Raw genomic sequence first — 11,507 nt, 5'->3', positions numbered from 1 at the left:
AACCTGGACGCCAGATCGTTCAGGGTCCGCTCCGCCAGTCCCGTGGCGTCCGCAACGAACCGCGCCTGCGACTCCGCCAGCGACGCGGCCCCGACGAGCCGCTCCTTCTCCGGCCCCCGATACGCGGAGCTCAGCCCCTGCCACGTTGCCGCCGACGATTCGAACTGCCGGTGGAACGCCGCTCCGTTCACCTTCAGGGAGCCGGCCGCGGTGCTGATCGCCGACGGCGACTCCCACGTCGTCAGCTGCGCGCCGGCATCGATGTAGACCATGTTCTGCCCGCCCGCTACCGGCCGGTCCCGGGGAGGTGGGCGTCGACGACGGCCCGGGCCAGCCCGCGGTCGGATTCTCCCCGCATCAGCTCGTCGGATTCGCTCATGATCTGCAGCATCTCGAAGCCGGCTGAAGCGGCCGTCGCGAGCCGGATCCGTGCGCCGTCCATCTGCGGCAGCAGGGCCTCGTCCTTCAGCTCACCCAGCGCGTTCCGCAGCACCCCCCTCTGAGCCGAGGACATCAGGGATTCAAGGTCGCCGACGATGTTGTGGCGGGACGTCTCCGCGGTCTCCACATCGGCCTCGGCGGCACCGAAGATCGTCTTGCACTGCCCGAAGTCGACATCGTACGAAGCCACGCCCCTGCTCCCCTCCACCTGCGGCCGCTCGCGGCCGGACTGCTTCTCGTCAAGGGTATTGACGAATACCGACCCCTGTACGGTACCAATCGCCATCCGGCGGCGAGGAACGATCCGCCGGATCTGTGGACAACCTCGAAACGCTCACCCGGTCGCGGCGGCCAGCGCCTGCTCGTGCACCAGTAGCGACTCCTCGCCGAACAGCACGAACCGCACGCGGCGAACGCTGGCCAGCCGCGGCGCCGTCGTGATCACCGTGGCGAGCGCGACGTCGGCCGCCTCCCGTGCCGGATACCCGAAGGACCCGGCGGAGACCGCCGGGAACGCGATCGACGCCAGCCCCTGGCGGTCGGCGAGCAGCAGCGCATTGCGGTAGCAGTCCGCGAGCAGCCCGGCCGCAGGTTCGTCGATCCCGTACACGGGCCCGAGGCAGTGGATGACGTACTGACTGGGCAACGCGAACCCCTCCGTGATGACGCACTCGCCGGGGCGGATGGGCGCGTGCGGACGGCACGCTGCTGCCAGTTCAGGGCCGGCCGCCCGGTGGAGTGCCCCGGCCACGCCGCCGCCCGGCAGCAACTGGGCGTTGGCGGCGTTGACGACGGCGTCGATATCCGGCTGCGCGGCGATGTCGCCGCGCGTCAGCTCGATCCGCACGCCCGCCGCGTCGTGTTCCGCACCCACCCGGTTCGCCTCCTCCGCGCCGGCAACCTCTGACTCCGGATGGTAGCGCTCAGGCGTCCGTCCGGGAACCCATGGCGGTCAGGGGCAGCGGCTCGCCAGGACGCAGAACTCGTTGCCCTCCGGATCGGTCAGGACGACCCAGCTGGCCTCGTCCTGTCCGACGTCGGCCCGCCGGGCCCCCAGCTCGAGCAGGCGGCGGACCTCCTCGGCCTGCTCCCGGTCGGTCGGGTTCACGTCGAGGTGGAGCCGGTTCTTGACGGCCTTGCCTTCCGGGACCCGCGCGAACGTCAGCGTGGGCGGCACGGGGCCGGGGCGGTGCTTGCCCTCGGGCTCCAGCGGCGAGCCGATCGAGACGAGTCCCTCGTCGGCGTCCTGCACCTCGTAGTCGAGGACCGCGCACCAGAATCGGGCCAGGGATTCCGGATCGGCGCAGTCGATCGCGAGCTCGGTGAACTTGCTGGTCATGTCTGAAGTCTCCCGTGCGGGCCGCCGATTAAACAGAAAAATCCCGGGACATCGATTGAACGATGTCCCGGAACTTCACATTGTGGAGCTTAGGGGAATCGAACCCCTGACCTTTTCATTGCGAACGAAACGCTCTACCAACTGAGCTAAAGCCCCGTGGCTCGCGAACGAGCCGATGCACGTTAGATTAGCGCCGCCACCGCCCTCGCCACAAATCCGGGGGCGCGACGGCCTACGCCGAGTCCTGCTTCTCCTCGGTCTCGTGTTCCGAACGGTACTTCTCCGCCGCGGCGCGCGCGGCCTCGCGCTGGCGGTCGATGTACTTCTCGAAGTCCTCGCGTTCGACTCGCCACATCCCGCGGCCGCCCACCTGGATGGCCGGCAGCTCTCCGGTCTTCACCAGGTTCCGCACCAGGGAGAGTTTGACGTCCAGTTCGTCCGCAACATCGTCAAGCCGCATGAATCTCATGAATACGAATTTACCGCCCCCAAACGGCATCATCCAGCCCTTTTGACCGATTGTGGACAACTCGCCCCCGTCGTCGTGCGCACGCAACACATTCGGTGCTTCGCGACCCCACGATCTAGCGTGGGATCTACCCCAGCACTAGGACGGTCATGACTTCAGCGAGCCATCAACTCGACGCGACGGACAGGCGCATCCTCACCGCGCTCGACGACGACCCGCGCGTCCCCATCATGATGCTCGCCCAGCAGCTCGGCCTGGCCCGCGGCACCGTCCAGTCCCGCCTCGAGAAGCTCACCGCAGCGGGTGTGCTCCAGGCCAACAGCATCCGCGTCACGCCCAGCGCGCTCGGCTACACGGTCGCCGCCTCCGTCGACGCGCAGGTGGAGCAGTCCAGGCTCCTCGACGCCGTCGCCGCCCTGCAGGAGATCCCCGAGGTCCTCGAGTGCCTGGCGCCCGCGGGCGACACCGACCTGCGCGTGCGCGTCGCCGCGAAGGACACCGACCACCTCTACCGGGTCAGCGAGAAGATCCGCCTCTGCCCCGGCATCACCCGCACGTCGACCACGCTGTTCCTGCGCCAGCTCATCCCCTACCGGACCACGGGCCTGCTGGCCGAGTAGTTCAGTACGCGCCGCCGGCCATCATCATGGACTGCAGGACCTCGGGGTCCATCGTCTCGAACGCGAACCACGCCGTCGCCGAGCACACTGCGACCGTCACCGCCGTCCAGGCCGCCGCGAACTTCGCCAGGAGGCGCACCTCGTTCCGGTCCACCCCGGTCCTCCCGGCCCGGTAGTCCCCCATCAGTGTCGCGGCCCGGGCGGCGGGCGGGGCAGGCGCGGGCACGACGGCGTCGAGCCGGTTGGGTGCCGTGTCGATCCCGCCGCCGGTCAGCACGGCCACGGTGATCCCGAGCGTCCGGTTCTGCTTCAGCCGCACCACCGCGTCGCCGTGCCGGGCGAGGAGGATGTCCTCGCCGAGCGGCGCCCCCTGATCTTCGGCCCGGGGCAGCCACTTGCGGGCGCGGTCGAATGCGGTGCGGAGGGAGGCTGCGGTGTTCACATTCGAAGCGTAGGAGCGCGCCCGCACGGTTTCCAGTGTTCGTCGCCAAGCTCACGGGCGCGTGTGACGGACCCGATGCGTCGGCGGGCCGCTAGTTGGCGGCGAAGTGCCAGATCACGCCGATGACCCAGAGCGAGGTCGCCAGGGCGGCGCAGCCGAACTCGATCAGGATGCCGATGCCCGTGGCCTTGAGGGCCGACGCCGACGATCTGACCGCCGCCTTGAAATCCTTGCGGCGCGTCATCTCCGCGCCCAGCAGGCCGGCGCCGAAGCCGACGAACAGGCCGACCACCGGGATCACGAACATCCCCACGACCGCCGCGATCAGCGCCACCACGATCGACCCGTGCGGTATCTGCTGCTGCTTGAGGTTCCGCCCGGTCAGCACCGCGGAGGCGGACCAGCCGATGGCCACGAGCACCATCGCGATCGCCCCCATCGTCCACGACGCCGTCGACCCCAGGATCCACGCCCAGGCGAGGAGCGTTCCCAGGGCGAGCCAGCTGCCCGGAAGGATCGGGTAGACCGTGCCCAGGGTGGCGACGAGGAGCAGGAGCCCGGCAACGATGGTCGCGATGATCGTGATGTCCATGGCCTCAGTCTTCCACCACGACGACGGTGCGCGCCGAACGCTCGGCGCGCACCGTCGTCGTGCGGTGTCCCCTCCGGACCCGGAGGGTCAGAGGGCGGCCGCCATCTCGGCGTGCATCTGCTCGGCCGCCTCGGCCGGGCTCATGCGGCCGAAGAGGACCTCGAGGTCGTAGCGGAAGTGCAGGTTCTGGTAGTCGGAGACGCCCTGCGGCGGGATCGGGACCGGCTCGCCGAGGTCGGGCTCGATCTCGGTGATGTAGTCGGCGACCTGATTCTCCTCCGGTGTCAGGTCCTCGCGGATGTGATCGAGAGCCGTCTGATTGGCGAGCATGCCGCGCTCGGTGGCGCCGATCTCGGCGGCCTCGGTGGAGTTCACCAGGAAGTCGATGAAGGCCTTGGCCTCCTCCGGGTGGTCCGTGTCGGCGGCGGCGGAGAAGAACATCGAGGTCTTGTACCAGAGCTGGCCCTTGGAGGCGTCACCGTCGAAGGTCGGCATCCGCAGGATCTCGAACTCGTCACCGGAGGCGTCCTGCACGGCGGTCATCTGAGTGCTCCACCACGGCGCCATCGCCACCTGGTTGGTCGCGGTCAGCGTCTGGTCCAGCGACGGGAGCTGGTCTTCGGCGATGACGGACGCGGATGGCAGGGCGCCGGAATCGGCGAGCCCCTTGTACATCTCGAAGTAGCCCTCTGCGTCCGCCGGCTCCCAGCCGAGCTGTCCGTCCGGCGTCAGGAACTCCTTGCCGTTCTGGCGCAAGTAGAGCTCGAGCGTCATGGTCGCCGGCAGGCTCGTCAGGCCGTAGCCTTCGCCCTTCTCCTGGAATTCGAGCGACTTCGCCTCCAGGTCCTCCCAGGTCCACGTCGAGTCGTCGGGAAGCTCGACCCCGGCCTCCTCGAACATGGTCTTGTTCGCCAGCATCGACAGGGCGGTCAAGCCGTGCGGGATACCCCAGACGCCCTCGTCGGTCGCGCCGGAGACGCGCAGGTCCTCGGGCATGTCGGACATGTCGACGTCGGACAGGTCCAGCAGGACGCCGTTCTCGGCGTACTCGCGGATGTAGAGGAGGTCCATCTGGATGATGTCCGGGGCGTCACCGGCCGCTGTCTGGGTGGCCAGCTTGTCCCAGTAGCCGCTCCAGTCGCCGTATTCGGCCTCGATCTCGACGTCCGGGTTCTGCTCTTCGAAGACCTCGATCATCTCCTGGGTCTTCTCATGGCGGGTGTCGGAACCCCACCAGGCGAAACGCAGCGTGACCTGGTCCCCCTCGGCAGCACTGCCGCCGCCTCCGCAGCCGGTCAGGGCGAGCGCGGCGACGGACAGCACGGTGGCAGCACGGGCAGAGAATTTTCGATTCATGACGACTCCTCGGTGAGAGTGGGCCGCCGCGAAAGAAAGCGCATTCCAGACTCTAGAGTGAAGTGGATCACAGGTCAAGGATCGGTCGAGCAGACGCGGAGAAGACGGCCGAGAAGATCGCCGGCATGGATCCGGCGGACCGGGCGATGGCCGAGCTGGCGTCCCGGGCCGCCACCTAGGTCCTTGCGGGCGCCGGACCGACGCTCTCGCGCCAGACGAGCCGGTTGAGCAGGCCGGTCGAACCGCCCGCCTGCTCACCGCGCACCAGGGCGACGAGCCGGCGCATCGCCAGCCGGCCCTGGGCCTCGCGGTCGACGACCACGGTGGAGAGCGACGGCGTCGAGTAGCGCCCCATCTCCTGGTCGTCCCAGCCGACGATGCTGACGTCCGAAGGGACGGAGAGCCCGCGTTCGCCCAGGGCGCGGATCGCGCCCATGGCGACCAGGTCGTTCGCGGCGATCACGGCCGTGAAGGCCGCGTCCGCCGGAAGCTGCGCGACGCCGTCGTATCCGGAATCAGCGCTCCACGTGCCGGGGACGACGCCGGCGCTGGCCAGGCCCGGGTAGTCGGGCGCGAGGCGCTCGATCGTCTCGAGATACGCCTTCCTGCGGGCACGGGCCGAGGCCCACTGCTGCGGGCCGGCGAGGTGCAGGAAGCGGCGGTGGCCGAGCGAGGCGAGATGGGCGACCGCCTCGGCGACGGGCGTGGCGTCGGCGAGCTGGCCGACACCTCGGAGCTGGTCGTCGAAGTGGTCGAAGACCACGAGGGCGCCGCGGTCGCCGCCGCTGGGCACGCCGCCGTCGGGTAGATCGCCGAGGAACAGGACCCCCTCGCTGCGGCCAGAGGCGAGCAGTTCGGCGGCCCGGCCGGCGCGCTCGCGGGAACCGCCCGCGACGACGGCGACCTCCATGAAGTAGCCGTGCTCGTGGGCGACCTCGGCCGCAGCCGCCAGGACCGGCGTCGGGAACGCGGTGACCGGGCTCGGCAGCATCGCGGTCAGCACGCCGGAGCGGCCTGTGCGCAGCGAGCGGGCGGTCAGGTCCGGGCGGTAGCCGAGAGCGTCGACGGCCTCCCGGAGGCGCTCGACCGTGGCGGGCTTCATGCCGGGGTCGCCGCGCAGGAAGCGTGACACCGTCTGGTGCGAGACGCCCGCCCGCTCGGCCACCTGGCGCACGGTGGGGCGCCTGCCCGCCGGCCTGTCCGACTTCGCTGCCACCATCGCCGCCTCCTGTAGCTGGTCACCCGACGGTACCGGACCCCCGGCCCCGCCCGGCGGGAAATCCTCGTCGGCCGAACCCGTTGACAGGGATTCGACTCCGCCTATAACGTGCATTACATCACGTTTAGTGATCGATCACATTCCACCGCTGCGAAAGAAAGCGCCTTCTTCGCCTTCAAAAAAGTGATCGATCACTAACGAGACACCCGTCGGCCGCGTCCCGCACGCCGGCCGAACCGCGAACGTCCAAGGAGACCTCCCGCATGTCAGGCACACAGACCGGCGCCCCGCCCATCCGCGTCGGCATCATCGGAGCCGGCGGCATCGCCACCGGCGCCCACATCCCGGCCCTGCGCACCCAGGCGCACCGCGCCGAGATCGTCGCCATCGCCGACGTCGACGCCGGACGCGCCGCCGCGGCCGCCGCCGAGCACTCCATCGAGCAGCACTACACGAGCGTCGACGCCCTGCTCGCCGGCGCCGAGCCCGATCTGATCGTGGTCTGCACTCCCCCGGGCGCCCACCGCGAGGCCGTCATGGCCGGGCTGCGCGCCGGCGCGTGGGTCTGGTGCGAGAAGCCGCCGATGCTCTCGCTCGCCGAGTACGACGAGGTCGCCGCACTCGAAGCCGACGGCGGACCCTACGCCGCGTACGTCTTCCAGCACCGCTTCGGCCCCGCCGCGAACCGCGTTCGCGCCGCCGTCGACGACGGCATCCTGGGCGAGCCGCACGTCGCGGTCTGCAACACGCTCTGGTACCGCGGCCACGACTACTACGACGTCCCGTGGCGCGGGAAGTGGGAGACCGAGGGCGGTGGCCCCGCCATGGGCCACGGCATCCACCAGATGGACCTGCTCCTCGACATCCTCGGCGACTGGACCGAGGTCACCGCCATCGCCGACACCCTCGACCGGGACCTCGAGACCGAGGACGTCTCGCTCGCCATGGTGCGCTTCGCCTCCGGGGCCGTCGGCAGCATCGTGAACTCGGTCCTCTCCCCGCGGGAGGCCAGCTACCTGCGCTTCGACTTCACGAACGCCACCGTCGAGGTCGAGCACGTCTACGGCTACTCCAGCTCCGACTGGCGCCACACGCCGAGCCCGCACCTGGGTGCGCAGGACGGCACGCACGACGACGGCGCGACGCGCGCACCGTCGTCGTTCTTCGAGGACGACGGCGGCGTGGCGAGCTCGCACGTCAATCAGATCTCCGCCCTGCTCGACTCGATGGAGCGCGGCGAGCGTCCGCGGGCCAGCGGCGACGACGGGCGCAAGAGCCTCGAGTTCATCGCCGCCCTCTACGAGTCCGCCGAGACCGGCAAGGCCGTCCGCCGAGCGGACCTGCAGCGCTCCGGCCCCTACTACGAAGGCATGCACGACCCGGCATATACGTACCAGCGCATGAAGCGCGGGGAGCAACCCGCCGTGCCGAACCGCACCGAACCCCTGGAGGCCGCACGTGGCTAACGCCGACTACACCGTCACCGACAACCGCGAATCGCTGACCGTCTCCGGCGGCGGCGTCGACCTGCTGACCTACGTCGTCCACCCCGACACCAGGGCGGAGGAGGCCCCGAAGCCCTACCTCTTCCCGCTGCGCTTCCTCGACGGCGGCGAGGCCGCGGTCCGCCGCCCGTGGGACCACCGCTGGCACACGGGACTGCAGTTCACCTGGTCGCACGTGAAGGACCAGAACTTCTGGGGCGGCCCGACCTTCTCGAAGGAGGGCGGCTACCAGATGCAGGACAACCTGGGCCGCATGGAGCACCAGGGCTTCGCCGCTCCCCCCGCGGACGGGTCGGACGTGGTCCTCGACGAGACCCTGAAGTGGATCAACGCCCGCGGCGAGCACTGGTACGACGAGCACCGCGTCCACCGGATCCACTCCCTCGACCCGGAACGCGGCCTGTGGTCTGTCGACCTGACGACCACGCTGACGAACGTCTCCGGCGAGACCCTGCCGATGGGCAGCCCGACGACGGCCGGGCGCGACCAGGCCGGCTACACCGGCTGGTTCTGGCGCGGCCCGCGCTCGTGGACGGGCGCCCGCGTCGTCTCCTCCGCGGGGCTCGAGGGCGACGAGGCGGTCATGGGGACCACGGCCGACTGGATCGCGATGCAGAGCGAGCACGACGGGATCGACGGCGGCGGCACCATCCTGACGTTCTCGGGATCGTCGGAGGCCGCGGCCGGCGGCGAGGCGCTCGAGATCCCGGAGATCCGCTGGTTCGTCCGCTCGGGCAACTTCGCGGTCATCAGCCCGTCGCCGGCGTTCTACGAGGAGATCCACCTGCCCCACGAGGGCACGCTGACGCTGAACCACCGCTACGTGTTCGTCTCCCGCGTGTGCGACGACGCGGAGTTGGAAGCCCTCGGGGCGGAGTTCGCGCTGTGAGCGGCGCGGAGAACCGCCAGCCGGCGACGGCCAGCCGGTCGCTGCCCGGGTTCCCGGGCGGCACCTCCGTCTCCCGGCTGGCGGTGTACGACTGGGAGGCCGCGGACGGCTGCGCCGGAGGCACCCCGCACCTGCACACGCTCTCCACCGAGGCGTACGTCGTCACCGGCGGCAGCGGGGAGGTGCACACGCTCGGTTCCGACGGGGCGCGCGTCGACCCGCTCGAGCCCGGCTCCCTGCTCTGGTTCACCCCGGGCACCGTGCACCGGCTCGTCAACCACGGCGGGCTGGAGCTCAACGTGGTCATGGCCAACGCGGGCCTGCCCGAGGCCGGGGACGCCGTCATGACGTTCCCGGACCGCGTGCTCGCGGATCCGGAGGCCTACCGGCGGGCGGCTACGCTGCCCGGCGAGGAGGAGGCGCGCGCCGAGGCCGCCCGCGCCCGCCGCGACCTGGCGATGGAGGGCTACACGCAGTTGCGCGCCGCCGTCGAGCAGGACGGCCCGACCGCCCTCGAGACGCTGTACGCACGGGCGACCGTGCTGGTCCAGCCCAAGATCGAGGCATGGCGGGAGATCTTCGCCGCGAACGTGGAGGAGCAGGTCGGACGCACGCGCGAGCAGATGGACGGTCTCGCCGCCGGCGACGGATCGCACCTGGCCGAGGGCGCCGTCGTCGCCGGCGGTCCCCGCCCCGGCCCGCGCCTGTGGGGCATGTGCGGACGGCTGGGGACGTGGACGGCGTAACCGGACCGGCTCAGATCTTGTAGGTCAGGCAGTCCGCGTTGTCGGCGCCCGGGCCGACGTGGACCTCGGACGCCGTGCACTGGAGGTGGTCGTTGAAGGCGCACTCGGCGCGCTGGCACGCGCCGACCTCGGCGACCACCTTCGGCAGGCCCCCGGACTGGCCGATGTCGACGAACGTCGCGCAGCTGGCGTGGTCCTCGCTGCCGCCGATCGTGATGCCCGCGGCGTTGCAGTGGGAGTGGTCGTTGAAGGAACAGTTCTCGACCGTGCAGTCGGCGACTGGCGGAGTGGCTTGCATGGCGTTCTCCTCACGTCTCGGCCCTGGGGGCTTCTCCCCGCTGCGGGCCGCTTGAAACCACCGTACGCCCGGAACTGCAGATCATTTAGTGCTGATTTCCGCACGTATTCGGCGGTTCCTCCCCGCCCACGTCACCGCCGCATCATCCGGAGGTCGCACGCGCCGGGCAGAAGATCATGCCAGTGGTTGACGGCCGCCGCGCCCCGGTACTGAGAAGCTGGCACCATGAACGAGACCCCCTACCACCGCATCCTGCGCGCCTCCGATCGCCACCGCTGGTACAAACCCCTGCTGGTCCTGCTGATCGCCGGCGGCATCTACGCGGGTCTGGTCGTGGTGCTGATCATCACCATGTTCGCCGTCATGCTGAGCTCGGGCGACCCCGCGGCGCTCCTGGCGGACCCGGCGGCCTTCGAGCAGCTGGCCAGCGCCAACAACCCGGTGGGGATGGCGTTCCTGCTGGTCTCCGTCATCCTCATGTGGCCTCCGGCCTCCGCCGCGATCCGCATGATCTACGGCCGCGGCGCGCCCCGCCGGATCTCGGCGAGCCTGTTCTCGGTCGCCGGAGGGATGCGCTGGCGGCGGCTGGGCCGCTACTTCGTCGTCGCCGTCGTCGTCATCGGGGCGAGCCTCGGGATCGACGTGCTCGTCAACGGGGCCCCGACCTGGGCGCTCGACGACGAGGCGCTGCTGCTCCTGGCGATCGCCCTCGGTCTCGTCGCGTTCCAGGCCACGGCCGAGGAGGTCGTCTTCCGCGGCCTGTTCATGAACGTCATCGGCAGCTGGCTGCGCCATCCCGCCTGGGCCGTGCTGGTGCCGGTCCCGCTGTTCGTGGTGGGCCACATGTACGACGCCGTCGGGCTCACGGACATCGCGGTCTTCGCCGTCGCCGCCGGCTACCTGACCATCCGCACCCGGGGGCTGGAGGCGGCGATCGCACTGCACGTCGTCAACAACGCCATGGCCTTCGGCTTCGGGATCGCCACGGGGGCGGACCTCGACGCCACGGAGATCGCCCCGGCCGCCGCCGCGGTCTCCATCGCGACGACCCTGGTCTACGTCGCGGTGGTGGAGTGGATGGAGCGTCGGAGCACGCCCGAAACACCCGTCGAACCGTCCCCGTCCTAGGGCAGTGCCGAACGAACTTTGAAGAGCACGATCTGCTCGTTGGCGAAGGGTATGAGCGTCGCGGGGCTGGCGCCCTCCGTCCGGGGTGACAGATGGAGGGGGATGTCCGGACTCGTCGCGAGCACGAGGTCACGCACGGCCTCCCGCTCGGGATCGCTCAGACCACCGCCGATGACGACGAGATCGGCCTCCCCTGCTGTCAGGGTCTGCCGGATGAGAGCGCGGTCGTTGGTTGCGACCACGTCCCGCCCGAAGCGCCGGAGCTCCTCGGCCAGCACATCGAGTGTGGACTGGCGCTTGCCGATGAGCAGGAGCCTGGGTTCTTCCATCCGTCTATTCCTCCTCCCGGCCGCCCGGGTCCCGGCGGCGACTCCCCCACGCGGGGTGTTGAACGAAGGGTAGCCAGTGTCGGCGCTTTCCGACAGGCCTGCGGGCATGACCGCCACCGGGCGGTCCGGCCGGC

The 11,507-nt window shown here is 70.3% G+C and carries 16 protein-coding genes and 1 tRNA gene; 6 read left to right on the top strand and 11 right to left on the bottom strand.

All coding sequences use genetic code 11. From position 1 onward, the window contains the following. The first annotated feature begins 42 nt into the window (after positions 1-42). Entirely contained in the window at positions 43-267 is a 225-nt protein-coding gene (locus IE069_RS07380) for a hypothetical protein (protein ID WP_189349476.1), read from the top strand. A 19-nt stretch (positions 268-286) separates the two neighbouring features. On the opposite strand, the gene IE069_RS07375 is transcribed toward IE069_RS07380, so the two are convergent. The 5 genes from IE069_RS07375 to IE069_RS07355 form a co-directional block, all read right to left on the bottom strand. Next, the gene (locus IE069_RS07375; RefSeq protein WP_189349475.1) at positions 287-631 is read right to left on the bottom strand and encodes a hypothetical protein; all 345 of its coding nucleotides are present in this window, start codon (positions 629-631) and stop codon (positions 287-289) included. 144 nt (positions 632-775) lie between these two features. After that, positions 776-1,315 (bottom strand): macro domain-containing protein, encoded by a 540-nt coding sequence (locus IE069_RS07370; protein ID WP_189349474.1) that lies wholly within the window; start codon positions 1,313-1,315, stop codon positions 776-778. Between the two features lie 78 nt (positions 1,316-1,393). Beyond that, positions 1,394-1,780 carry a VOC family protein gene (locus IE069_RS07365; protein WP_189349473.1) on the bottom strand — a complete coding sequence of 129 codons (387 nt, stop codon included), beginning with the start codon at positions 1,778-1,780 and terminating at the stop codon, positions 1,394-1,396. Positions 1,781-1,863: 83 nt separating this feature from the next. Continuing rightward, positions 1,864-1,936: transfer RNA gene (locus IE069_RS07360), tRNA-Ala, on the bottom strand. Positions 1,937-2,012: 76 nt separating this feature from the next. Then, the gene (locus tag IE069_RS07355) at positions 2,013-2,249 is read right to left on the bottom strand and encodes a helix-turn-helix domain-containing protein (protein WP_229791007.1); all 237 of its coding nucleotides are present in this window, start codon (positions 2,247-2,249) and stop codon (positions 2,013-2,015) included. Between the two features lie 149 nt (positions 2,250-2,398). On the opposite strand from IE069_RS07355, the gene IE069_RS07350 reads away from it, so the two are divergent. Continuing rightward, positions 2,399-2,869 (top strand): Lrp/AsnC family transcriptional regulator, encoded by a 471-nt coding sequence (locus tag IE069_RS07350; protein WP_189349472.1) that lies wholly within the window; start codon positions 2,399-2,401, stop codon positions 2,867-2,869. Between the two features lies 1 nt (position 2,870). Here the strand turns inward: IE069_RS07350 and IE069_RS07345 are convergent, their stop codons facing one another. The 4 genes from IE069_RS07345 to IE069_RS07330 all read right to left on the bottom strand — a co-directional run bounded on the left by IE069_RS07345 (position 2,871) and on the right by IE069_RS07330 (position 6,478). After that, positions 2,871-3,311, bottom strand: coding sequence for a hypothetical protein (locus tag IE069_RS07345; protein WP_189349471.1), 441 nt, complete (start codon positions 3,309-3,311; stop codon positions 2,871-2,873). A 91-nt stretch (positions 3,312-3,402) separates the two neighbouring features. Beyond that, positions 3,403-3,903 (bottom strand): DUF456 domain-containing protein, encoded by a 501-nt coding sequence (locus tag IE069_RS07340; protein WP_189349470.1) that lies wholly within the window; start codon positions 3,901-3,903, stop codon positions 3,403-3,405. Between the two features lie 87 nt (positions 3,904-3,990). Next, complete coding sequence (locus IE069_RS07335) at positions 3,991-5,259, bottom strand: ABC transporter substrate-binding protein (protein ID WP_189349469.1); 1,269 nt, start codon at positions 5,257-5,259, stop codon at positions 3,991-3,993. Positions 5,260-5,434: 175 nt separating this feature from the next. Continuing rightward, positions 5,435-6,478 carry a LacI family DNA-binding transcriptional regulator gene (locus IE069_RS07330; RefSeq protein ID WP_189349468.1) on the bottom strand — a complete coding sequence of 348 codons (1,044 nt, stop codon included), beginning with the start codon at positions 6,476-6,478 and terminating at the stop codon, positions 5,435-5,437. A 263-nt stretch (positions 6,479-6,741) separates the two neighbouring features. Between IE069_RS07330 and IE069_RS07325 the strand changes: the two genes are divergently transcribed. From IE069_RS07325 to IE069_RS07315, 3 genes are read left to right on the top strand one after another with little or no spacing between them, the layout of a single operon-like run. Next, positions 6,742-7,944 (top strand): Gfo/Idh/MocA family protein, encoded by a 1,203-nt coding sequence (locus IE069_RS07325; protein ID WP_189349467.1) that lies wholly within the window; start codon positions 6,742-6,744, stop codon positions 7,942-7,944. Beyond that, complete coding sequence (locus IE069_RS07320) at positions 7,937-8,872, top strand: DUF6807 domain-containing protein (RefSeq protein WP_189349466.1); 936 nt, start codon at positions 7,937-7,939, stop codon at positions 8,870-8,872. The genes IE069_RS07325 and IE069_RS07320 overlap by 8 nt, the downstream gene beginning before the upstream one ends. Continuing rightward, on the top strand, positions 8,869-9,618 hold the full coding sequence (locus tag IE069_RS07315) for a cupin domain-containing protein (protein WP_189349465.1): 750 nt from the start codon (positions 8,869-8,871) through the stop codon (positions 9,616-9,618). Before IE069_RS07320 ends, IE069_RS07315 begins: the two co-directional genes overlap by 4 nt. Before the next feature lie 10 nt (positions 9,619-9,628). Here the strand turns inward: IE069_RS07315 and IE069_RS07310 are convergent, their stop codons facing one another. Further along, complete coding sequence (locus IE069_RS07310) at positions 9,629-9,916, bottom strand: DUF1540 domain-containing protein (protein WP_189349464.1); 288 nt, start codon at positions 9,914-9,916, stop codon at positions 9,629-9,631. 225 nt (positions 9,917-10,141) lie between these two features. Between IE069_RS07310 and IE069_RS07305 the strand changes: the two genes are divergently transcribed. Beyond that, the gene (locus tag IE069_RS07305) at positions 10,142-11,044 is read left to right on the top strand and encodes a CPBP family intramembrane glutamic endopeptidase (RefSeq protein ID WP_189349463.1); all 903 of its coding nucleotides are present in this window, start codon (positions 10,142-10,144) and stop codon (positions 11,042-11,044) included. On the opposite strand, the gene IE069_RS07300 is transcribed toward IE069_RS07305, so the two are convergent. Further along, the gene (locus IE069_RS07300; RefSeq protein WP_189349462.1) at positions 11,041-11,373 is read right to left on the bottom strand and encodes a hypothetical protein; all 333 of its coding nucleotides are present in this window, start codon (positions 11,371-11,373) and stop codon (positions 11,041-11,043) included. The two genes, IE069_RS07305 and IE069_RS07300, sit on opposite strands and share 4 nt — an antisense overlap. Between the last annotated feature and the right edge of the window lie 134 nt (positions 11,374-11,507).

Source organism: Zhihengliuella salsuginis, assembly GCF_014651715.1.
Taxonomy (GTDB): domain Bacteria; phylum Actinomycetota; class Actinomycetes; order Actinomycetales; family Micrococcaceae; genus Zhihengliuella; species Zhihengliuella salsuginis.
Note: the sequence above shows the minus strand (reverse complement) of the source record. Positions and strands in the feature narration are given on the sequence as shown.

Excerpts from the sequence above, each read along its gene's own strand:
- IE069_RS07330 (WP_189349468.1), bottom strand. The coding sequence starts at position 6,478 with ATGGTGGCAGCGAAGTCGGACAGGCCGGCGGGCAGGCGCCCCACCGTG.
- IE069_RS07350 (WP_189349472.1), top strand. The coding sequence starts at position 2,399 with ATGACTTCAGCGAGCCATCAACTCGACGCGACGGACAGGCGCATCCTC.
- IE069_RS07300 (WP_189349462.1), bottom strand. The coding sequence starts at position 11,373 with ATGGAAGAACCCAGGCTCCTGCTCATCGGCAAGCGCCAGTCCACACTC.
- IE069_RS07355 (WP_229791007.1), bottom strand. The coding sequence starts at position 2,249 with ATGAGATTCATGCGGCTTGACGATGTTGCGGACGAACTGGACGTCAAA.
- IE069_RS07365 (WP_189349473.1), bottom strand. The coding sequence starts at position 1,780 with ATGACCAGCAAGTTCACCGAGCTCGCGATCGACTGCGCCGATCCGGAA.
- IE069_RS07305 (WP_189349463.1), top strand. The coding sequence starts at position 10,142 with ATGAACGAGACCCCCTACCACCGCATCCTGCGCGCCTCCGATCGCCAC.
- IE069_RS07325 (WP_189349467.1), top strand. The coding sequence starts at position 6,742 with ATGTCAGGCACACAGACCGGCGCCCCGCCCATCCGCGTCGGCATCATC.
- IE069_RS07335 (WP_189349469.1), bottom strand. The coding sequence starts at position 5,259 with ATGAATCGAAAATTCTCTGCCCGTGCTGCCACCGTGCTGTCCGTCGCC.
- IE069_RS07340 (WP_189349470.1), bottom strand. The coding sequence starts at position 3,903 with ATGGACATCACGATCATCGCGACCATCGTTGCCGGGCTCCTGCTCCTC.
- IE069_RS07310 (WP_189349464.1), bottom strand. The coding sequence starts at position 9,916 with ATGCAAGCCACTCCGCCAGTCGCCGACTGCACGGTCGAGAACTGTTCC.